Here is a 20073-nt window from a genome sequence, read left to right as displayed (position 1 = left end):
AGAAGCGATGACCGTCTTCGTAGCCGGCCATTCGGAGCCTAGGCCCGACAGCGCGGCCTGGGTCAGCGAGCTCGGTGAGGATCTGGTCAACGACCTCGAAACACTCAACGCGTCACCACGAAGGCTCGGGCGTGCATGGAGGGACGCCTCCTTCAACGTCAGGGCCTCCTTCAGGGTCGACCCGCACGGCGCTGCGCTGGGCACCTGGGAGGCCGTGGTGGACGCGGCACAGCTGGGCACCGCGCTGTTCCGGGCGGCCGGGATGGCCGAGGGAAGCACCGAGGTGCGCATCCACCACCAGATGCGCACGGTGTCGGCCACGGGGCCCACGTCGTACACGCACGCAGAGGCATGGATCGAGGCGTTCTGGTACGCCATCATCACGCGCGACCAGCCGAAGATGACCGAACTGTGCGAGCTACCGATCGATGTCCTGCGCGCCTCGGGCGCCGACCACGACGACTACCTCTACCACTGGGTCGCCGCCCTCCAGGCGTACTGGCTCAAGCGCCCCGAACTGGTCCCGGAACTCACCCTGACCTTCCAGCGCTCCCACCCCGACGTCGCCGTCATCGCCGGACGCGACTACATCCAGCAGGTCGCCTACCCCCCGATCAACCTCTTCTACAAGTTCCTCCAGAAAGACGAAGAGGGCTTCCACACCACACTCCTGGAATCCCTCGAACTCCACAAGCAGTACTGGACGGCCACCCCCGAACGCGCCGACGACATCGACGGCCTCGTACCGATCGGCATCCTCGCCGTCACCTGCCTCGCCTACGACGGCGGCATCCCCGTCAACGTCGAGTCCCCCTACCTGCCCGAGCACCTGCTCAAGCGCTCCTGGGTCGGCGAGTTCGAAGTCTGAGTCGCGATGACGGTCCCTATGGCCAGCCATGCGGAGCCGAGGCCGACCAGCGCGGCCTGGGTCACCAGGCTTACCGAGAACCTGATCAGGGACCTCGACGCCCTGTCTTCATCGCCCCGGCGGCTCAGGTCGGCTTGGAAGGACGGCACCTTCAACGTCCAGGCCCGGTTCGGGGTGGACCCGCAGGCAGCCGAGCTGGGCACGTGGGAAGCCGTGGTCGATGCAGCACAGCTGGGCTGCGCGCTGTTCCGCACGGCGGGTATGGCCGAGGGAACCACCGAGGTGCGCATCCACCATGCGATGCGCACCCTGTCGGCGGCGGGGCCCTCGTGGGAAGCGAACGCCGAGGACTGGACCGAGGCGTTCTGGTACGCGGTCATCACCCGCGACCAGCCGCGCATGACGGAACTGTGCGAGCTGCCGATCGACGTCCTGCGCGCCTCAGGCGCGGACCACGACGACTTCTTCTACCACTGGGTCGCCGCACTCCAGGCCTACTGGCTGAAGCGCCCCGAACTGGTTCCGGAACTCACCCTGACCTTCCAGCGCTCCCACCCCAACGTCGCCGTCATCGCCGGACGCGACTACATCCAACACATCGCCTACCCCCCGATCAACCTCTTCTACAAGTTCCTCCGCAAGGACGAAGAGGGCTTCCGCCTGGCCCTCCTCGAGGCCCTTGAACTCCACAAGCAGTACTGGACGGCCACCCCCGAACGCGCCGACGACATCGACGGCCTCGTACCCATCGGCATCCTCGCCGTCACCTGCCTCGCCCATGACGGCGGCATCCCCGTCAACGTCGAGTCCCCCTACCTCCCCGAGCACCTCCTCAAGCGCTCCTGGGTCGGCGAATTCGAGGTCCGCTGATGCCTGCGGCGCCCCCGGACATCCGGGAATGGCACGACGGAAACCACAAGAACGCCTGCGGCATCGCCGACATGCTCGGTGTACCCGCCGAGGCGTACGCAGCCGACCCGACCAGCCTGGTCCTGCCCCTCCAGGACTACGTCCACAGCGCCCCGCTCGACGAGTTCGAGCAGTCGGACTGGATCACGCTCCACTGCGACCTGGTCGCGTACCTCGCGGACGTGATGATCCGGTGCCACGGCGCCGCCTGGCGCACCGCCGACGACCCCGACACGTCGCGCGGCTACCGCTACGTACTCGAAGCCCCCGGCCGGCACGGCAGCACCCACAGCGCCCACCGCATCGACCCCTTCGCCGTGGTCGCCGCCGAGTTCCGCGAGCCGTCCGTCAATATCGTGGGAATGCTCTCCACCGCCGCACACGAACTGCACGTCTGCCCCGCGTGCGCGCACGACGGACAGGAAACGCCCAGGTGACCGACACGCCCACGCTCGCCGCCGTCATGGCCGAGCTCGCGGACCTCGAAGACCCGAGGATCCGCGCCGTGAACGAGCGCCACGGCGACGACCACGCCGTGAACCTCACCAAGCTGCGCGCCCTCGCCAAACGCCTCAGGACGCAGCAGGACCTCGCCCGCGAGCTCTGGGCCACCGGCGACAGCGCCGCCCGACTCCTCGCACTCCTCGTCTGCCGCCCCAAGGCGTACGACCGGGCCGAGCTCGACGCCATGCTGCGCGAGGCCCGCACGCCCAAGGTGCACGACTGGCTGGTCGGCAACGTCGTCAAGAAGAGCCCGCACGCCGAGGAGCTGCGCCGGGCCTGGTTCGCCGACCCGGACCCGGTGGTCGCGAGCGCCGGCTGGGCGCTGACCACCGACCGGGTGGCGAAGAAGCCCGAGGGACTCGACCTCCCGGGCCTCCTCGACCTCATCGAAACGCACATGAAGGACGCCCCGGACCGCCTCCAGTGGGCGATGAACCACTGCCTCGCCCAGATCGGCATCGAGCAACCCGAACACCGCGCCCGCGCGATCGCCATCGGGGAGCGCCTGGAGGTCCTGAAGGACTACCCGACCTCCCCGGGCTGCACCTCCCCCTTCGCCCCCGCCTGGATCGCGGAAATGGTCCGCCGGGCCGCGTCAACAGCCCCCTAGCGAGTCCAGGACCCGTACCGCGAACGCCGCGACCTCCCCGGCCAGCCCCCACCGACATGAGGCTGTCCGTCGCATGTCGCGCTACGAACCCGGATTCGAACCGATCAGTCATGCATCAGGAGGACGACCGTGATCGCCGGCACACCCGTAGCGCGCTGGACGTGGGGGAAGTTCGGCCAGCACCCGGACCTCGTCGGTGAGGCCGTGCGGCAGTTCCTCGTGGCGCTCGGGGTCCTCACCCGGCACCGGCTCGGCGTCACGCGCGGCGGGCTGGTGGCCGTGCGGGTCTCGAGCAGGGGCGGCCGCGAGACCCTGCTTCGCGCCGACTTTCCCGTCGACGCCTCCGCGATCGGTGCGGCGGGGGAGGCGCAGCTCGCCGAAAGCCTGGCGTGCCGGATCCGGCACGGCATGGCCGCCGGGGAGATGACGACCGTGGACCTGGACGCCGCCTGTGGCGGCAGCGTCGAGACGGGAGCCGGCGCCGAGCCGGTGGAAGGTCTCTTCGAGCTGGGTGTCCACGCCTACGCGGAGTACTGCGTCGTCGACCTGACCACCTTCTCCGACGTCTGGATGCCCTATGACCTGCGCGGGCGCGCCCAGGAGGCCGTGTGCGCCGCGAACCGGCCCCGTCTGGCCGCCGCGCTCGCGGAGATCGCCGAAGCGCTCGGTCTGGAGACCGATCCCGACGACGCCACCTGGTTCGGCATTCCGACGGAATCGGGGGTCGAGAACCACTTCGAGGACGACGACGGTTCCCCGTCCGACGTATGGGGGCGGTTCGAGATCCCCTATCGGAACCGGATCTTCAGCCAGACTCCGGAGTTCACGCCCGGTTACGGGCGTCAGGCATCCGGCCCCGTGCGGTATGTACCCGTAGCGGGCCCCCAAGAGGTCCTGGGCTACCTCTGGGCCTCGGACGCCGAAGGCGCTGCCAGTTTCGAGCCGCGTGATGCCGCCGACCTGGACGCCTACCGGGCCGGGCTGGTCTGGCTGGACCGGCTGCAGGCGGCGTACGACCGGGGGTTGTCACCCAGCGTGGCCCTCGCGGAGCTGGGCCGGAGTCCCGGTGACCCCGTGGCGGGGCGGCCCGAGGCGGAGGCCGCCGTCGAGGTCGAGGAGTTCGGGACGCTCGCGCTACTCGCCCTGGAGTGACAGCCCGACCCGCGCCGCGTACGCCGTCAGGTCCGCCGACGCCGCCGGGCCCGCCCAGGCCACGTAGCCGTCCGGGCGGATGAGGAAGACGCCGTCGCCGTACGCCCCGTACGCCGGGATGCTGACCGTGCGGGCCCCCGGGAGGGTGGCCGCCGGGGCCGTGCCGACCGTCAGCAGGGTCCAGTGCGGGCCGCGGAAGGCGTCGAAGAGGCGGGTGCCGCCGCGTACCCCGTCCGGGGCGCGGTCGCCGGCGCGGAGGGCGTCCGCCGGGAGGCCGGGGCGGGTCTCCACCGCCAGGGAGGAGTCCCGGTAGCCCAGGCCGAGCTGGCGGGTGGCCGCGCCGCGGCGGGCCTCGCCGCGGTGGATGCGGGTCGACAGGCCCAGCATCTCGGCGGCGACGGGCAGGCGTTCCTCCTCGTACGTGTCGAGGAGGCCGGAAGGGGCCTTCCCGCCCAGCACCGCGGCCAGCTTCCAGCCCAGGTTGTACGCGTCCTGCACGCTGGTGTTGAGCCCCTGACCGCCCGCCGGGGAGTGGACGTGCGCCGCGTCGCCGACGAGGAAGATCCGCCCCTCCCGGAACCGGTCGGCCATCGCCGCGCGCGGCCGGAAGTCCGACGCCCAGCGGACCTCCGTCACGGAGTCGGCGGGAAGGTGCGAGCGGGCCGCGATCAAGGCGCGGAGGGTGGGGAGGGAGAGGTCGGCCGGGCCCTCGGACGGCGGGAGGGCCGCGGTCACCTGGAAGTCCTCCGTGCCGGCCAGCGGGCAGACCGCGAGGAAGCCGTTCGCGCCGTCGGCCGGCGGGAAGACGTGCCAGTGGTCGCGGTCGAGGCCGGTGATGCGTACGTCGGCCACCAGCATCGGGGTTGGGTCGACGGTCTCCCCCGTCATGCCGATGCCGAGCGCGCGCCGCACCGTGGAGCGGCCGCCGTCGGCGGCGACCGCGTACCGCGCCCGGACCGGCGGGCCCGCGGCGAACTCGGCCGTCACCCCGTCCGCGTCCTGCGCGATGCCGGCCAGCTCCCGGCCGTAGGCCACCTCGCCACCCAGTTCGGTGAGGCGGGCGAGCAGGATCTCCTGGGTGCGCCACTGGGGGACCATCCAGGGCTCGGCGTAGGGGGTGGCCTCGTCCGCCGTGCCGGTCTCGTCGGGGTCGAGGATGGCGTGCTCGCCGACCCTCTTCCCGTCCTGCCAGATCATCCCCACCGGGTAGGGGCCGCCCGCCGCGCGGACGGCCTCGTACACGCCGAGGTCGTCGAAGACCTCCAGCGTGCGCGGCTGGATGCCTTTGCCGCGCGAGCCGGGGAAGAGGCCGGCGGAACGTTCCACGACCGTCGCCCGTACCCCGCGACGGGCGAGGTCCACGGCGAGGGCGAGTCCGGCCGGGCCGGCGCCGACGATCAGTACGTCCGTGTTCACGGTGCCCATGAGCTTCTCCTTAACGGTGTTAAGTAGCTGACTCCACGAGACTGCACTTAACACTGTTAAGCTGTCAAGCGTGGCTACCCGCAGAACTCCCAAGCTGGACAAGAAGCAGGCCGTCGAGACCTCCCTGCGCCTGCTGAACGACCTCGGCCTCGACGGGCTCAGCCTGCGCGCCATCGCCAAGGAGCTGGACGTCCAGGCGCCCGCCCTGTACTGGCACTTCAAGAACAAGCAGGAACTCCTCGACGAGATGGCGACGGAGATGTACCGCCGCATGACCGCCGACGCCGCCCTCCCCCCGGACCTCTCCTGGCAGGACCGGCTCCTCGCCGCCAACCGCGCCCTGCGCGCCGCCCTGCTCCGCTACCGCGACGGCGCCAAGGTCTTCAGCGGATCCCGCTTCACCGGCACCGAGTACGCCACCCAGATGGAGGAGCACCTGCGCGCCCTCACCGCCGCCGGGTTCACGCTCCACCAGGCCGTCCGCGCCACGACCACCGCGTACTTCTTCACCCTCGGCTTCGTCACCGAGGAACAGGGCGTCGAGCCGCTCCCCGGCGAACGCCGCGAGGGCTACGACCTCGCCGAACGCGCCGAACGCCTCGCCCGGTTCCCGCTGTCCGCCGAAGCCGGAGCCGACCTCTTCCAGGACTACGACCAGGGCTTCGAGGAAGGCCTCGCCCTCGTCGTCGCCGGCATCGAGGCCCGGTACGCCGCCCAGCACCACGGATCCGCCTGATGGCCGGCCGCGACTACGGCTTCCTCGTCGCCGCCCCGCCCGACCCCGCCGCCCTCGGCCCGGTACTCGACGCCGTCTTCGGCCTCGGCGAGGGGGCGGTCGAGGTCGGGCCCGAGGGGGAGACCGAGGGCTGGCGGTGGGACACTCCGGTCCAGTGCGGGATCACGTGGTTCGGGCCGGGCGACATCTCCTGCCAGCTTCTCCTCTACGCGGGCCAGGCCGTCCAGGACCCGCCCACCGAGGAGGCCGTCGCGGGGGCCCTGGCGCGGGGGCTGGGCACGGCGGTCCTGACGGGCCACGCCACCCAGCCGTGGCTCCACCACGTCCACACCCCCGGCGGCGGATCCACCCTCGCCGCCGTCGAGGACCTCGACGGCGAGGACCGCCCCGCCCTCCGCGTCACCACCACCCAGACCGGCGTCGCCGCCTTCCCCGACGCCGCCGTGCGCGGGCTCCCCGAGGCCGTACGCACCCTGCCCTTCGCCCCCCGCGGCACCGACCCCCGCCTGTGGGCCTGGGCCGACCTGATCGGCCGCATGGAGGCCGGGGGATGGCCGCCCCTGCGCTGGTACGGGGCCGACATGTACGCGGAGGATCTCGACGCCCGCGACGCGCTGCGCGGCAGCGAACTGGAGGGCGACCCCCGCCTCGAAGCCCTCGACGCCCGCTTCCGAGCCGTCACCGTCGACGACGCCGGCCACGAGCTCGGCTCCGACCCGGCGACCGCGCCCTGGTACCGGCTGCGGCGGCCCGCCGTACTGCCGTGGCGGGTGCTGCTGCCCGCCGACCCGGAAGCGGCGGACTGGCTGTGGAAGTGGGTCGAGGAGGGGGCCGAGGGCAAGCCCGGCGGGACCGACATGAGCGGCCTCGACCTCAGCGGCGCCGACCTGACCGGGGCCGACTTCTCCTCGTCCCTGTTCTGCGGCACCGAGCTGGCCGGCGCCCGCCTCACCGGCACCGACTTCTACCGCACGCACCTCCAGGACGCCGACCTGTCCGGCGCCGACGCCACCGGCGCCTGCTTCGTACGGGCCGGACTCGACGGAGCCGACCTGCGCGGCACCGTCCTCGACGGCGCCGACCTCGTACGCGCCGAGCTGTACGGGGCCGACGCGCGCGGCGCGAGCCTGCGCGGCGCCCGCATCCTCGGGGCGCACCTGTACGGCACCGACCTGCGCGGGGCCGACCTCAGCGGCGCGGTGCTCCGGGAGAACGGCTTCAAGGTGACGCTGGACGACGACACCCGCGTGGCGGGCCTGACCGGAACCGTCTTCGGCCCGGCGGAACACGTCGCGGCGGACGGCACCCGCGCCGCCCTCGCCGGCACCGCCCTGGAGGACTGGATCCGGGCGCGCGGAGGCGACGTACGCGTCATCGCACCGCGCGGCCGGCCCTGACCTCAGCGCAGCAGCACCGGCAGGGTGCGCAGTCCCCGGTGGCGCGGGTTGCGCCACCACAGCGGGCGGGCCCCCGGCGCGGCCGGGCGCAGCGCCGGGTAGCGGGCGAGGAGCGCCCCGAAGGCGATCTCGGCCTGCAGCCGGGCCAGGGGTGCTCCGAGGCAGTGGTGGATGCCGTGCCCGAAGGCGAGGTGGCCGGCGGTGGGGCGGGAGGAGTCGAAGCGGTCGGGGTCGGCGAAGACGGCGGGGTCCCGGTTGGCCGACAGCACGGAGACCTGCACGAACTCCCCGGCGGGCACGGCGGTGCCGCCGATGGTCACCGGCTGGGTGGTGTAGCGCATGGTGGCGATGGAGAACGGGCTCTCGTGGCGCAGCACCTCCTCGATGAACGGGCCCGTCCGGGCGGCCGGGTCGGCACGCAGCGCGGCCCGTTCGCGGGGGTGGGTGAGCAGGACGTGGACGCCGTTGGAGATGAGGTTGGCGGTGGTCTGGTGGCCGGCCGCCACCAGCAGGAACCCCATGGAGGTGATCTCCTGCTCGCTGAGCCGGTCGCCCTCGTCGCGGGCCGCGATGAGCGCGGTCAGCAGGTCGTCGCCGGGGTGCGCGCGCTTGTGGTCGATGAGCGCGCGGATGTGCCCCACCAGCGCCTCGGCGGTGCCGACGGAGACCTCCCCGTCGCCCTCCTCGCCACTGAGGGTGGCGGCCCAGGCCCTGAGGACGCCCTCGGCGCCGTCGGAGGCGCCGAGCAGGTCGAAGACCACGGCGAGCGGCAGCGGCACGGCGAAGTCCCGCACCAGGTCGACGGCGGGCCCGCGCCCCTCCATCGCGTCCAGCAGCCTCCTCACGTGCCCCTCGATCACCGGCCGCAGGGCCGCCACCCGCCGTGCCGTGAACGCCTGCTGGACGAGGCGGCGCAGCCGGGTGTGGGCGGGCGGGTCGGAGTTGAGCATGTGCGCGGTCAGCGCCCGGCCCGGCCCGGGGCCCTCGTCGGAGCCGTCGCGGCGGTCGAAGGCCTCGGTCGCGGCGTTCTTGCTGAGCCTGGGGTCGGCGAGGGCGGCCCGGCAGTCGGCGTGCCCGGTGACCACCCACCCCTCCAGCGGCGCCTCCCCGAGGATCCGCACCCGGTGCGCCCCGCCGGCCAGCTCCCGCCAGCGCCGGTAGTCGGGGTGGGGGTCGTCGAAGAAGGAGACGGGCACCTCCTCGGCCCCCGCCTCCTCAACGCCCACGCCGCCCGGCCCCCTTGACCAGGCGTACGTCCTCCACCCCGAGCAGCCCGACCAGCGGCACCTTCGCCGTGCGCTGCGCGGGGTCGACCTCGAGCCCGGCGCCCCGGACGAGGTCGAGCAGCAGCTCGGCGAGCGGCATCACCATGTGCCGGCCCCAGCAGCGCTCGGAGGAGTGCCCGAAGGGCAGGTAGCCGGGGGCGGTGTCGGGGTCGAGGTGGTCCCACCGTTCGGGCCGGAACGCGTCGGGGTCCTCCCACAGCGCGGGGTCCCGGTGGGACAGCAGGGGCAGTACGAGTACGTCGTCCAGCTCGCCGATGCGCACGTCGAGGGCCCCGTACTCGGGGGAGGCGTAGCGCAGGATGTTCCAGGAGGGCGGCAGCAGCCGGGCGGCCTCGTGGAGGACGTTGCGGTTCGAGGTGCCCTCGTCGAAGGGGGAGCCGAGCCAGAGGGCGTTCGCGACGAGGGTGGAGACGGTGAAGCAGACGGGGGCGGCGGCCCTCCGGTAGATCCCCATCGCGTAACGCCGGTCGTGATAACCCCCGGCTTCGGCGAACAGCCGCGCAATTCCGCTGGAGTCGGCGCCCGCCCCCTTCCTCCGGGGAATGGCGGCGCCGGCGGCGATCACCGACCAGGTGAGTTTCGGAGTCAGTTCCAGATTCCGGCTCATGAGAATGCGCAGTCGCCTCGGGTCGTTGCCGAGAATGAGGTCGCGCAGGAACAGGTGCCCGGTGAGCGGCCAGCTCCCGGCGAGATCGACGCTCCTCACCAACGGCCGTTCCAGGGCCTCCCGTACGTCCTTCCCGATGACGCGCATGACGGCCGCGGCCTCGTTGCGCTCGATGGAGCGGCCGTGCAGCGGCTTGAAGGTGGGGCGCTCGGTCTCGGTGGCGCGGCGCGCGGCGAGGATCCGGTCGGCCAGCTCGTGGCCGGCGACGCCCATGGTGTCGGGCTCCAGCCGGAAGGCGTCCTTGCCGGTGTGCTCGCGCAGCAGGGCGGCCAGCCGGGGCGCGAACTGCGTGGTCCGCGTGGCCGGCGGGGAGGCGATGGACATGCGGGACTCCGATGTATCCGTCTGACCGTCGGTCGGTGCCTCGGCTGCGCCGCCCCGGCCGCCGGTCGGCGGCCGGGGCGGCTGTGCCGGTCTAGTACCAGAAGTACCAGGCGCTCTTCTTGAGGCTCTTCTGACCGGAAACAGCGTTACGGATGGCAAAAAGCATCTTCATCGCCGTACCCCCTCTCCCAATCCATGGCTTGTGGCCGAATCAAAGGATCACGGACCGCCGCCGGAGGCGTACCGACGACGGCCCGCTGAGAATGCGCCGCCACCGTAAGCACCCCCCTGACCCCAAAACAACGCCCCCCTGCCCTTTATGTACGCTCCTACCAACCCGACCCCCCAATTCCAGCCGCCCACCCCCGACTTCCCGCCGATCTCCCCCGGCAACGAAACCCGCCGACCCCCTTTCCCCTCCGGCCCGCACCTCGGCCCCACCGCCACCCCTTTCGCCATGGATAGGCTGATCGACATGACTGTTTCCGTTCCCCGGCATGAGCTGCCCGATGGGCTGGGACGTCGCGCCGAGGAGCTCGACAAGAGCACCGCGGAGAACATCGCGTGGCTGGAGTCGTCGCCGGCGGGTTTCAGGCTGGCCTTCGGTACTGCGCTGCTGGCCGCGCTCACGCACTGCGGTGAGGACCCGCGTGCGGCGAGCCTGCCGACCTGGGAGGCGTGGGTGACGGCCACCCAGGTCGGTTCCGCCCTCTTCGCCACCTCGATGGCGGCGTCCGGCACGGTGAAGTGCCGTATTGCGGACGAGGTTCGGACCATCCCTGCGACCGGTTCTCAGTACCACAGCAACCCGGAGAACTGGATCAATGCGTTCTGGCTGGCGATCGTCTGCGGGGAACCCGAGCGGATGACGGCTCTGGCGCAGGTCCCCCTGGAACACCTGCGGGCTTCGGGAGCCGATTACGACGAGTACGTCTACCCGTGGATCGAGACCCTGCAGACCTGGTGGCTTCGCGTGACGGCCTGGGCCCGCTGCTGGACGCCGCTATGGCCGGCACTGACCCTGAAGGCCTCCAGGGAGCCGACCGCGCTCTCATGCTGCGGATCATCTATCCCCCGATGAACCTCTTCCTGCACTACGTCACGGGGGACCACGCAGGCTTCAACGAGGCGCTCGCCGACGCCCTCCGATGGCACAAGGAGTACTGGACGCGGGTGGACGGAGGCGCGGATACCGGCAACTGCAGCAGCTTCGTCGCCCTCGGCCCCCTCGCCATGGCCTGCCTGGCCCGCGACGCCGGATTCCCGCTGACCATCGAGTCCGAGTACCTGCCGAAGCACCTCATCGCACGCAGCTGGGTCGGCGAGTTCGACACCATCAGCACGTAGTCCAACCCCCGGCCCTCACCACTCCAGCCGCACGGCCCCCGACGCGTCCGCGGTGATCGGCTGCGGGGCGGGGTCCTCGTAGAAGCGGAGGGTGCCCAGTGGGGCCTCGGGGGTGGGGAGGTGGGGGGTCAGGGCCTCCAGGAAGTGCTCCGCGTCCGGGAGGTTCTCGGCGTGGATCTCCTGGCGGGCCGTGAGAGTCCAGCCGACCGGGGTGCGGGTGAGGACCGCGGTGCACTCGCCGCCCACGCGGTACGCCGGGCCGCGTTCCGCCAGGACCTTGAAGGGCGGGGGTACCCACTCGTCACCGTCGGAGTCGGCTTCGCCGTCCTCGGCGTACGGCTCCATGTGGTCGCGGATCAGGGCGAGGACCGGCTCGGGGGTGGAGGCGTCGAGCGTCAGGGCGAGTTCGAGGGCGTAGAGGTCGGCCATGCGGCCGAGCCTACGCAGCGGTGGTGACAGCGGCGGAACCTGCGGGTGGCGGCGTGCGGTCGTGCACGCCCCGAGCGCGGCACGGCAGCCGCCACCCCACGACCCGCACTCGTCAAGGCACAGGACCCTTGGCGTCCCCTCGCGACGAATCGCTCACCACCAGGGTGATCAACAGGTGACGAACCGTCAACACCTCGTTAGAGGTACACGCGCGGTTCCCGCATAAGCCCACAATTTTTCGGAGCCTGCTCTGGAGCCTCCGGCCCGCCGCTTTCCGCCCGGTCGACCTCGCACCAGATGCGCTTGCCCGCGCCCTCGCGCTGCCAGCCCCAGCGGTCCGCGAGGCCGTCCACCAGCTCCAGGCCGCGCCCGCCGGTGTCCTCCCCGCCGGCCTGCCGCCTGGCCGGGGCGCGGTCGCTGGCGTCGGCCACCTCGACCCGCACGCCCGGCCCCCCGAACAGCATCCGCAGCACGGCCGGACAGCCCGTGTGCACGACCGCGTTCGTCACCAGCTCGGAGATCAGCAGGATCAGCGTCTCGGCGAGCGGTTCGTCGTCCCCCACCCCCGAGCCCGCCAGCCGGGACCGCGCCCATCGGCGCGCCCGGCCGACCTCGGCGGGGTCGGGTCCTACCTCAAGCTGTACCTGAAGCACCTGCACCGCTCACACCATCCGAACCGGCGGACACTTCGCCTCGCGACAGGATGGGATCACCGACCGTGATCCCCGTGCCGAGCAGCATGGTTGACATACAGTCACCACAACAAGCGCTTCGGGCATATTCCAGCGCGAAGGAGTAGGCGTGGTGCATACTGTGCGACGCTCACGCCGCCGCTCAACCGCTCGCATCGTGGGAGCGTATCGCGGCACGCCCCCGCCTCCGGGCCGCATCGAGGCGGGCGAAGGACACAAACCGATATCAACTCTCTGTAATCGGACATGCGTCCCGCGCCGTTCCTCCCGTAACAGAGCGCCATTCCCACGCTATCCCGCCGACGCCGACGCCGACGCCGACGCCTCCGTCAGCAGCGCCTCCGCCAGCAGTTCCTCCGCCCCCGCCGCCGTACGCCACTGCTCCGCCCGCACCCAGGCCCGCTTCAGGTGCAGGTGGACGTCCGCCTCCCACGTGAAGCCCATCCCGCCGTACACCTGGAGGCAGTCCCGGGCCCCCCGCACCGCCGCCCCGTCCGCGAGCATCTTGGCGGCGGCGATCTCGGCGGAGTCCCCGGTGACCGCCGCCGCGTAGACCGCGGTACGGGCCACCTCGGCCCGCACCAGCATCCCCGAGCACAGGTGCTTGACGGCCTGGAAGCCCCCGATGGGCTGCCCGAACTGCTCGCGCTCCCCCGCGTACCGCACCGCCAGCTCCACCGTCCGCAGCGCGCTCCCGGCCTGGAGCGCCGCCGTCAGCAGCGCCCCCGTGTCCCGGTACCCGGCCGGCAGCACGCCCCGGGCCCGCCACAGCGGGGTCAGCGGGTCCGCCGAGCGCACCGGCACCCCGGCCGGCACCTCCGGCATCCCCAGCACGGCGTCGGCCCCGCCCAGGTGGGCCACCAGCGGCCCGTCCAGGTCGAAGGCCGTCACCACCGCCGCGCCCGAAGCCGCCCCCGGGACCACTCCGGCGGCCAGGTGGGTGGCCACCAGCGGCCCGGGCAGCAGCACCCGTCCGGCCTCCTCGAAGACGAGCACCGCCTCCGGCAGGCCGAGGCCCGCCCCGCCCTCGGACTCCGGCAGCCGGAGCGAGAAGAAGCCCGCCTCCCCCAACTCCCGCCAGAGCGAACGGTCCACCCCGGCCCCCGGCGCCGCCCCGGCCCCCGGCTCCACCCCGGCCCCCGCCGCCCGCTCCACGTCGGACCGCAGCGCCTCGCGCCCGTACCGCCCCGCGAGGAGGGCCCGGACGCCCGCGCGCACGTCCCGCTGGTCCCGCGTCAGCCGGAAGTCCACGACCGCTCACCGCCCCTTCGGGAGGCCGAGGATCCGCTCGGCCACGATGTTGTGCTGGATCTGGGAGGTGCCCGCCGCGATGGTGTACGACAGCGAGGAGAGCCGCTGCGCCGTCCACTCCTCCTCCAGCGACAGCGACTGCGCGCCCAGGACCTCCGCGGCCGCCTCGTACAGCTCCTGCCGGGCGTGCGAGTACGCCAGCTTGAAGACGCTGCCGCCGGTGCCCGGGACGCCGCCGGAGCCCTGCGCCTCGCTGACGTTCCACTGCGTGAGCCGCCACAGCGCCCCGAACTCCCCGTACAGCCGCCCCAGCCGCCGGCGCAGTACCGGGTCGTCCCAGCGGCCGTTCGCCTTCGCTGCGCGGGCCAGCTCGCCCAGCGTCCGCCGGCAGGCGACGACCTCCCCGACGAAGGCGGTGCCGCGCTCGAAGGACAGGGTGACCATCGTGACCCGCCAGCCGTCGTTCTCGGCGCCGACCCGGTTCGCGGCCGGCACCCGGACCTCGTCCAGGAACACCTCCGCGAACTCGGCCGACCCCACGAGGGTGCGCAGCGGCCGGACCGTGACGCCGGGCGCGTCCATCGGCATCGCCAGCCAGGTGATCCCCCGGTGCTTGGGCGCGGCCGGGTCGGTGCGCACCAGCAGCTCGCACCAGTCGGCGACCTCGGCGTGCGAGGTCCAGATCTTGGAGCCGGTGACGACGTACGCGTCCCCGTCGCGCACCGCCCGGGTGCGCAGGGAGGCCAGGTCGGAGCCGGCGCCCGGCTCGCTGAAGCCCTGGCACCACACCTCGTCCCCGCGCAGTACGGGCGGCAGCCAGCGCGCCCGCTGCTCGGGGGTGCCTTCGGCGGCGATGGTGGGTCCCGCGTGCAGCAGGCCGACGAAGTTCGCGCCGACGTACGGGGCGCCCGCGCGTTCGGTCTCCTCCAGGAAGATCAGGTGCTGGGTCGGGGTGGCGCCGCGCCCGCCGGCGTCGACGGGCCAGTGCAGGCCCGCGTAGCCGGCGTCGTACAGCCTGCGCTGCCAGCCGAGGTCGTAGGCGCGCCGGCCGGGCCAGTCGTCGGGCGAGGGCCTGGGCGGCAGCTCGGGCAGCACCTTGGCGAGCCATTCGCGCAGCCGGGCGCGGAAGTCCCGCTCCTCCTCGGAGTAGGCCAGGTCCATCAGACGAGGTCCAGGCCGAGCATGCGGATGGCGTTGCCGCGCATCAGCTTGTGGACGGTCTCCTGGTCGAGGCCCTTGACGTGGTCGAGGGCGACCTCCTTGGTGTGCGGGAAGGTCGAGTCGACGTGCGGGTAGTCGGTCTCGAAGGTGGCGTTGTCGCGGCCGACGACGTCCAGCGAGGCGATGCCGTGCTTGTCGCGGAAGAAGCAGCAGTAGATCTGCCGGTAGTAGTACGTGGACGGCGGCTCGGGGACGGTGTCGCGGACCCCGCCCCAGGCGCGGTGCTCCTGCCAGACGTCGTCGGCGCGTTCCAGGGCGTACGGGATCCAGCCCATCTGGCCCTCGCTGTACGCGAGCTTCAGCGTCGGGAACTTCACCAGCACCCCGCTGAAGAGGAAGTCCATCATCGAGGCCATGGCGTTGTTGAAGCTCAGCGAGGCCTGGACGGCGGGCGGCGCGTCGGGGGAGGCGGCGGGCATCTGGGAGGAGGACCCGATGTGCATGTTGACGACCGTGCCGGTCTCCTGGCAGACGGCGAAGAAGGGGTCCCAGTACCCGGAGTGGATGGACGGCAGCCCCAGGTGGGTGGGGATCTCGGAGAAGGTGACGGCGCGGACCCCGCGGGCGGCGTTGCGGCGGATCTCGGCGACGGCGAGGCCGATGTCCCAGAGGGGGATGATGCACAGCGGGATCAGCCGGCCGCCGCTGTCGCCGCACCACTCCTCGACCATCCAGTCGTTGTACGCGCGCACGCAGGCCAGTGCCACCTCCTTGTCCTTGGCCTCGGCGAAGGTCTGCCCGCAGAAGCGCGGGAAGGTGGGGAAGCAGAGGGAGGCCTCGACGTGGTTGAGGTCCATGTCGAGGAGCCGTGCCTTCGGGTCCCAGCAGCCACGGCGCATCTCCTCGCGGGTGATGCCCTCCAGGGTCATGTCGTCGCGGTCGAAGCCGACGGCGGCGATGTTGCGCTTGTACGGGAACTTCAGGTCCTCGTAGATCCACCAGTCGGTGGGCGGGCCGTCGGGATCCATGGAGATCACGTACTTGCCGCCGGTGTACTCCAGCTCCCCGATCCCGGCGGTGAGGGCCTTGGGGCCGCGGTCGCGGTACTTCGCGGGCAGCCACACGTCGAAGAGGTGGGCGGGCTCGATCACGTGGTCGTCGACGCTGATGATCCGAGGCAGTTCCAGTGCCATGGGCGCGCGCTCCTTCTCCCCAATCTGATGCATCGTCAGAAACAAGCTAGCCCCGCCACCCCTGGACCGACAAGCGCCGGAGCCCTACGCTCGGCCCTTGATCTGACTAACCGTCAGCTGGTGTCCGGCCGGCACGCCCAGGGAGGTCCGCGATGACGACCACGGAAACGGCGGCGGGAGCGGCCGCGGCGGCCCGGACGGCGGACGACGCCACGGCCACCGCCACCGCGCTCGGCCGGTCCGCGACCCTCTGGGAGCTGATCGCCCGCCGCGCCGCCCTCACCCCCGCCGCCACCGTCCTCATCCAGGCCGCCGACCATCCCGCCGCCGAGCAGGGGGCCGCCGGTCAGCCCGCCGCCGACCGGGAGGCCGCCGACCATCCCGCCGCCGACCACCCCGCCGCCGACCGCACCCTCACCTTCGGCGCCCTGCGCGACCGCGCCGAACGCGTCGCCGCCGGCCTGTACGGCATGGGCGTGCGCCCCGGCACCGTCGTCGCCTGGCAGCTCCCGACCCGCATCGAGACCGTGCTGCTGTCGGCCGCCCTCGCCCGCCTCGGCGCCGTCCAGTCCCCGGTGATCCCCTTCTACCGCGACCGCGAAGTCGGCTTCGCGCTGCGCGAGTCCAAGGCCGAGTTCTTCGCCGTACCCGGCTCCTGGCGCGGCTTCGACCACACGGCCATGGCCCACCGGCTCGGCGCCCGCGGCGTCTTCGAGGCGTACGCGGACCTCCCCGACGGCGACCCGGCCGTACTGCCCCCGCCGCCCGCAGACGGCACCTCCGTCCGCTGGATCTACTGGACCTCCGGCACCACCTCCGACCCCAAGGGCGTCCTGCACACCGACCGCTCCCTCATCGCCGGCGGCTCCTGCCTCGCCCACGCCCTGCGCCTGACCCCCGCCGACGTCGGCTCGATGGCCTTCCCGTACGCGCACATAGCCGGCCCCGACTACACGGTGATGCTGCTGCTGTACGGCTTCCCCGCCGTCCTCTTCGAGAAGTTCGCGATGCCCGACGCACTCGCGGGCTACCGCCGCCACCGCGTCACCGTCGCCGGCGGCTCCACCGCCTTCTACTCCATGTTCCTCGCCGAACAGCGCAAGGACCCCTCGGCCAGGCTCCTCCCGAGCCTGCGGCTGCTGGCGGGCGGCGGCGCCCCCAAGCCCCCGGAGATCTACCACGCGGTGGTGCGCGAGCTGGGCTGCCAGCTCACCCACGGCTACGGCATGACCGAGGTACCGATGATCACCATGGGCTCCCCGGACGACACCCCCGAGAACCTCGCCACCACCGAGGGCCGGCCCCCGCGGGGCATGTCCATCCGCATCACCGCCCCCGACGGCACCCCCCTGCCCCCCGGCACCGACGGCGAGGTCCGGCTGCGCGGCGAGGCCGTCTGCCAGGGCTACCTGAACCGGCCGGACACCGGCGAGGAGACCTTCGACGCCGACGGCTACCTGATCACCGGCGACCTCGGCCACCTCACCCCCTCCGGCCACCTGGTCCTCACCGGACGCAGCAAGGACGTGATCATCCGCAAGGGCGAGAACATCTCGGCGAAGGAGGTCGAGGACCTCCTCCACCAGCTCCCCGGCGTCGCCGACGCCGCCGTCATCGGCCTGCCCGACGAGGAACGCGGCGAACGCGTCTGCGCCGTCGTCGAACAGCCCCCCGGCGCCGCCCCCCTCACGCTGCCCCAGGTCACCGCCCACCTGCGCGCCCAGGGCCTCTCCCCGCACAAGCTCCCCGAGCAGCTGGAACTGGTCGACGCCCTGCCCCGCAACGACGCCCTGCGCAAGGTGCTGAAGTACCGGCTGCGCGAGCGCTACAGCTGAAGCCGAGCCGGAATCGAGCGGCGGCTGACACCAAGGTGCCAGGCCTCTTGGTGCCGGGCCGAAGCCCTTCCCGGGGCCCTGGCGGCCGAGCAGGATGGTGATCACCGGAACGGCGGCGGGAACGAAACCCGAAGCCGGGGCCGACGGGGAGACAACCACCCCCGAAGCCCGGACAGCCGCCTTCCGGATCCACCGCAGCACCGTCGCCAGGGGGCACCGCCATGTTCAGAACCACTCAGCTCACCGCACTCCGCGCCCTCGCGATCCGCAACACCGCGGACCGCTCCATCGGGTGGGACTGAAACGGCATGCTCCTCGTCCGACTGCCCCTGATCAGCCACACCGGGGCACCGGGAACGGAGAGCGGGGCGAGCCTCCTCCAGGACGCCCTCTGGGCCCACGCCGGCCCGCAGCACGCCCTCGAACACGTACGGGTGCGCCCCCTCCCGGAGGGGATGAGCGTCGCCCTGTTCGTCCGGGCCGAGAACGACGCCCACGCCCATGACAAGGCCCGCGCACTGCTCGCCGCCGTCATCGCGACCGGCGCGGCCCGCCACTTCTCGATGGGCCCCCTGATCCCCAACTGACGTACCGCACCACCCCCGCCCACCGTTCTCCGTCCGGCCCACCGACCGCTGTTCCTGCAGGGCAGCCGTCCCACCGGCACCACGGTGCGCGCCCCACACCTTCCGGCCTCGACCAGGCCCGCCCGCGTCACACGTACGCGGTCCCCGAACCTTCCCGGCCCTGACGCATCGGGCCGCCATGTCCTCCTGGAGAACACCACCATGTCCGCTCGCCGCTCCTCCCGCATGCTCACCGTCGCCCTCACCTCCTTCGTCGCCGCCCCGATGCTCGCCGTGGCCCTGCCCGCGGTCTCGGCGCAGGCCGAGTCGACGACGGTCGCCACGATCGCCCGTGCCCAGGTCGGCAACACCTGCGGCGACTACAACTGCCAGTACCCGGGCGCCTGGTGCGCCGAGTTCACCCGCTGGGTGTGGAACAGGGCCGGGGCGAACACCTCCGGCATCAGCGCGGCGGCGGTCAGCATCTACCAGTACGGCAAGAACAAGGGGACGCTGCACGGCACCCCGCAGGTCGGTGACGCGGTCCTCTACGACAAGGACGGCAACCTGAACGACGGCGAGGCCGACCACGTCAACATCGTCGTCGCGGTCAGCGGGGACGACATCCAGACGGTGGGCGGCAACGAGAGCGGCGGCGTGCGCTTCCGTTCCTGGTTCAACTGGAAGACCAACTCCAGCCCGGTGGGCGCCGGCCGGGCCCTGGCCTTCGTCGGTCCGGCCGGCCTGCCCGAGACCCCCTCGACGCCCGTCAGCAAGGCCGGCGACATCTTCCACGCGACCCGTCTCGTCGACGGCAGCTGGGAGAACTTCGCTCCGCTGAACGGCTTCGGCGGCGCGGCCTTCTTCAACGCCTCGCAGGAATCCATCGCCGCCACCCCCGACGGCTCCACGCAGACCCTCGCCACCGGCAACGACGGGAACCTCTACCACACCGCCCGCTACACGGACCGCACCTGGACGGGCTGGTCGGCACTGCCCGGATTCGACGGCGCCGCGACCTTCGCCGCCAAGGACCAGGCCATGACGGGCATGGCCAGCGGTGACGCCCAGGTGATGGCGATCGGCAACGACGGCCGCATCTACCACAACGCCCGCTTCGTGAACGGCACCTGGCAGGGCTGGGTCCCCGTCGGCAACTGGCAGGCGAAGAAGATCGCCACCGCGGGCCTCGCCGACGGCAGCATGCAGACCCTGATCGTCGGCAACGACGGCAACGTCTACCACGCCGTCCGCGCCGTGGACGGCACCTGGAGCAGCTGGAACGCCCTCCCCGGCACCGGCACCGCCGCCACCTTCCAGGCCGGCGCCATCGCCATCGCCGCCCTCCCCAACGGCGACACCCAGATGCTCGCCACCGGCAACGACGGCCTCGTCTACCACAACATCCGCTCCGCCAACGGCACCCTCCAGGGCTGGGCCAAGGTCGACGGATACGGCGGCGCCCCCGGCTTCGCCGCCAGCAGCCTCGCCATCACCGGCATGCCCAGCGGCGACACCCAGATGCTCGCCGTCGGCAACGACGGCAAGACCTACCACGCCGCCCGCTACGCCAACGGCTCCTGGCAGGGCTGGTGGGCCACCGGAATGGGCGCCCAGAAGGTCGCCATCGCCGGCCTCCCCGACGGCAGCGCCCAGATGCTCGCCACCCGCAACTGATCCCGCCACCCCCGTACGCGGCTCCACTCACCCGGAGCCGCGTA

20 protein-coding genes are annotated in these 20073 nt (G+C 72.4%); 12 read left to right on the top strand and 8 right to left on the bottom strand.

Annotated features, from left to right (window positions below; translation table 11 throughout):
* Positions 1–7 precede the first annotated feature (7 nt).
* From D1J60_RS19750 to D1J60_RS19730, 5 genes are all read left to right on the top strand, one after another.
* Positions 8–868 (top strand): immunity 49 family protein, encoded by an 861-nt coding sequence (locus tag D1J60_RS19750; protein ID WP_125821981.1) that lies wholly within the window; start codon positions 8–10, stop codon positions 866–868.
* Positions 869–886: 18 nt separating this feature from the next.
* Entirely contained in the window at positions 887–1738 is an 852-nt protein-coding gene (locus tag D1J60_RS19745) for an immunity 49 family protein (RefSeq protein ID WP_241253329.1), read from the top strand.
* Positions 1738–2214 carry a hypothetical protein gene (locus D1J60_RS19740; protein WP_125821979.1) on the top strand — a complete coding sequence of 159 codons (477 nt, stop codon included), beginning with the start codon at positions 1738–1740 and terminating at the stop codon, positions 2212–2214. Before D1J60_RS19745 ends, D1J60_RS19740 begins: the two co-directional genes overlap by 1 nt.
* Positions 2215–2240: 26 nt before the next feature.
* Positions 2241–2891: a DNA alkylation repair protein gene (locus tag D1J60_RS19735; RefSeq protein WP_125824105.1), complete on the top strand. Its 651-nt coding sequence runs from the start codon at positions 2241–2243 to the stop codon at positions 2889–2891.
* A gap of 129 nt (positions 2892–3020) precedes the next feature.
* Positions 3021–4043, top strand: a complete 1023-nt coding sequence (locus D1J60_RS19730) for a hypothetical protein (protein WP_125821978.1) — start codon at positions 3021–3023, stop codon at positions 4041–4043.
* Here D1J60_RS19730 and D1J60_RS19725 read toward each other — a convergent pair.
* Entirely contained in the window at positions 4026–5522 is a 1497-nt protein-coding gene (locus D1J60_RS19725) for an FAD-dependent oxidoreductase (RefSeq protein ID WP_277607505.1), read from the bottom strand. The genes D1J60_RS19730 and D1J60_RS19725 overlap by 18 nt on opposite strands.
* 16 nt (positions 5523–5538) lie before the next feature.
* Between D1J60_RS19725 and D1J60_RS19720 the strand changes: the two genes are divergently transcribed.
* On the top strand, positions 5539–6204 hold the full coding sequence (locus tag D1J60_RS19720; RefSeq protein ID WP_125821976.1) for a TetR/AcrR family transcriptional regulator C-terminal domain-containing protein: 666 nt from the start codon (positions 5539–5541) through the stop codon (positions 6202–6204).
* The gene (locus D1J60_RS38120; protein WP_241253328.1) at positions 6204–7601 is read left to right on the top strand and encodes a pentapeptide repeat-containing protein; all 1398 of its coding nucleotides are present in this window, start codon (positions 6204–6206) and stop codon (positions 7599–7601) included. Before D1J60_RS19720 ends, D1J60_RS38120 begins: the two co-directional genes overlap by 1 nt.
* Before the next feature lie 2 nt (positions 7602–7603).
* Here D1J60_RS38120 and D1J60_RS19710 read toward each other — a convergent pair whose 3' ends face one another.
* Together D1J60_RS19710 and D1J60_RS19705 are read right to left on the bottom strand one after the other, a co-directional pair.
* Entirely contained in the window at positions 7604–8827 is a 1224-nt protein-coding gene (locus D1J60_RS19710; RefSeq protein ID WP_125821975.1) for a cytochrome P450, read from the bottom strand.
* Positions 8817–9878 carry a cytochrome P450 gene (locus D1J60_RS19705; protein WP_125821974.1) on the bottom strand — a complete coding sequence of 354 codons (1062 nt, stop codon included), beginning with the start codon at positions 9876–9878 and terminating at the stop codon, positions 8817–8819. The genes D1J60_RS19710 and D1J60_RS19705 overlap by 11 nt, the downstream gene beginning before the upstream one ends.
* A gap of 475 nt (positions 9879–10353) precedes the next feature.
* Here D1J60_RS19705 and D1J60_RS19700 point away from each other — a divergent pair, with 475 nt between their 5' ends.
* Together D1J60_RS19700 and D1J60_RS38670 are read left to right on the top strand one after the other, a co-directional pair.
* The gene (locus D1J60_RS19700; protein WP_277607504.1) at positions 10354–10959 is read left to right on the top strand and encodes an immunity 49 family protein; all 606 of its coding nucleotides are present in this window, start codon (positions 10354–10356) and stop codon (positions 10957–10959) included.
* Positions 10884–11225, top strand: a complete 342-nt coding sequence (locus tag D1J60_RS38670) for an immunity 49 family protein (RefSeq protein WP_347147192.1) — start codon at positions 10884–10886, stop codon at positions 11223–11225. Before D1J60_RS19700 ends, D1J60_RS38670 begins: the two co-directional genes overlap by 76 nt.
* 15 nt (positions 11226–11240) lie before the next feature.
* On the opposite strand, the gene D1J60_RS19695 is transcribed toward D1J60_RS38670, so the two are convergent.
* The 5 genes from D1J60_RS19695 to D1J60_RS19675 all read right to left on the bottom strand — a co-directional run bounded on the left by D1J60_RS19695 (position 11241) and on the right by D1J60_RS19675 (position 15951).
* Positions 11241–11654, bottom strand: a complete 414-nt coding sequence (locus tag D1J60_RS19695; protein ID WP_125821973.1) for a hypothetical protein — start codon at positions 11652–11654, stop codon at positions 11241–11243.
* A 197-nt stretch (positions 11655–11851) separates the two neighbouring features.
* Positions 11852–12313, bottom strand: coding sequence for an ATP-binding protein (locus D1J60_RS19690; protein WP_125605648.1), 462 nt, complete (start codon positions 12311–12313; stop codon positions 11852–11854).
* Positions 12314–12637: 324 nt separating this feature from the next.
* A complete protein-coding gene (locus tag D1J60_RS19685; protein WP_125821972.1) occupies positions 12638–13597 on the bottom strand; it encodes an acyl-CoA dehydrogenase family protein in 960 nt (319 codons plus the stop codon).
* Between the two features lie 6 nt (positions 13598–13603).
* A complete protein-coding gene (locus D1J60_RS19680; RefSeq protein WP_125821971.1) occupies positions 13604–14758 on the bottom strand; it encodes an acyl-CoA dehydrogenase family protein in 1155 nt (384 codons plus the stop codon).
* Positions 14758–15951: an amidohydrolase family protein gene (locus D1J60_RS19675; RefSeq protein ID WP_125821970.1), complete on the bottom strand. Its 1194-nt coding sequence runs from the start codon at positions 15949–15951 to the stop codon at positions 14758–14760. Before D1J60_RS19675 ends, D1J60_RS19680 begins: the two co-directional genes overlap by 1 nt.
* 152 nt (positions 15952–16103) lie before the next feature.
* On the opposite strand from D1J60_RS19675, the gene D1J60_RS19670 reads away from it, so the two are divergent.
* The 3 genes from D1J60_RS19670 to D1J60_RS38665 all read left to right on the top strand — a co-directional run bounded on the left by D1J60_RS19670 (position 16104) and on the right by D1J60_RS38665 (position 20029).
* The gene (locus tag D1J60_RS19670; RefSeq protein ID WP_125821969.1) at positions 16104–17786 is read left to right on the top strand and encodes an AMP-binding protein; all 1683 of its coding nucleotides are present in this window, start codon (positions 16104–16106) and stop codon (positions 17784–17786) included.
* 308 nt (positions 17787–18094) lie between these two features.
* Positions 18095–18373 carry a hypothetical protein gene (locus D1J60_RS19665; RefSeq protein WP_125821968.1) on the top strand — a complete coding sequence of 93 codons (279 nt, stop codon included), beginning with the start codon at positions 18095–18097 and terminating at the stop codon, positions 18371–18373.
* Positions 18374–18574: 201 nt separating this feature from the next.
* Positions 18575–20029, top strand: coding sequence for a CHAP domain-containing protein (locus D1J60_RS38665; RefSeq protein WP_125821967.1), 1455 nt, complete (start codon positions 18575–18577; stop codon positions 20027–20029).
* The last annotated feature ends 44 nt before the right edge of the window (positions 20030–20073 follow it).

Origin of the sequence: Streptomyces sp. W1SF4 (assembly GCF_003950035.1) — a bacterium.
Classification (GTDB): Bacteria; Actinomycetota; Actinomycetes; order Streptomycetales; family Streptomycetaceae; genus Streptomyces; species Streptomyces racemochromogenes.
The sequence above is the reverse complement of the archived record's forward strand: the minus strand, read 5'-3'. Positions and strand labels throughout refer to the sequence as shown.

Coding starts and splice junctions, on each gene's coding strand:
- D1J60_RS19675 (WP_125821970.1), bottom strand. CDS start 15,951: ATGGCACTGGAACTGCCTCGGATCATCAGCGTCGACGACCACGTGATC.
- D1J60_RS19750 (WP_125821981.1), top strand. CDS start 8: ATGACCGTCTTCGTAGCCGGCCATTCGGAGCCTAGGCCCGACAGCGCG.
- D1J60_RS19665 (WP_125821968.1), top strand. CDS start 18,095: ATGCTCCTCGTCCGACTGCCCCTGATCAGCCACACCGGGGCACCGGGA.
- D1J60_RS19705 (WP_125821974.1), bottom strand. CDS start 9,878: ATGTCCATCGCCTCCCCGCCGGCCACGCGGACCACGCAGTTCGCGCCC.
- D1J60_RS19745 (WP_241253329.1), top strand. CDS start 887: ATGGCCAGCCATGCGGAGCCGAGGCCGACCAGCGCGGCCTGGGTCACC.
- D1J60_RS19740 (WP_125821979.1), top strand. CDS start 1,738: ATGCCTGCGGCGCCCCCGGACATCCGGGAATGGCACGACGGAAACCAC.
- D1J60_RS19700 (WP_277607504.1), top strand. CDS start 10,354: ATGACTGTTTCCGTTCCCCGGCATGAGCTGCCCGATGGGCTGGGACGT.
- D1J60_RS19670 (WP_125821969.1), top strand. CDS start 16,104: ATGACGACCACGGAAACGGCGGCGGGAGCGGCCGCGGCGGCCCGGACG.
- D1J60_RS19680 (WP_125821971.1), bottom strand. CDS start 14,758: ATGGACCTGGCCTACTCCGAGGAGGAGCGGGACTTCCGCGCCCGGCTG.
- D1J60_RS38665 (WP_125821967.1), top strand. CDS start 18,575: ATGTCCGCTCGCCGCTCCTCCCGCATGCTCACCGTCGCCCTCACCTCC.
- D1J60_RS19695 (WP_125821973.1), bottom strand. CDS start 11,654: ATGGCCGACCTCTACGCCCTCGAACTCGCCCTGACGCTCGACGCCTCC.
- D1J60_RS19735 (WP_125824105.1), top strand. CDS start 2,241: ATGGCCGAGCTCGCGGACCTCGAAGACCCGAGGATCCGCGCCGTGAAC.
- D1J60_RS38120 (WP_241253328.1), top strand. CDS start 6,204: ATGGCCGGCCGCGACTACGGCTTCCTCGTCGCCGCCCCGCCCGACCCC.
- D1J60_RS38670 (WP_347147192.1), top strand. CDS start 10,884: ATGGCCGGCACTGACCCTGAAGGCCTCCAGGGAGCCGACCGCGCTCTC.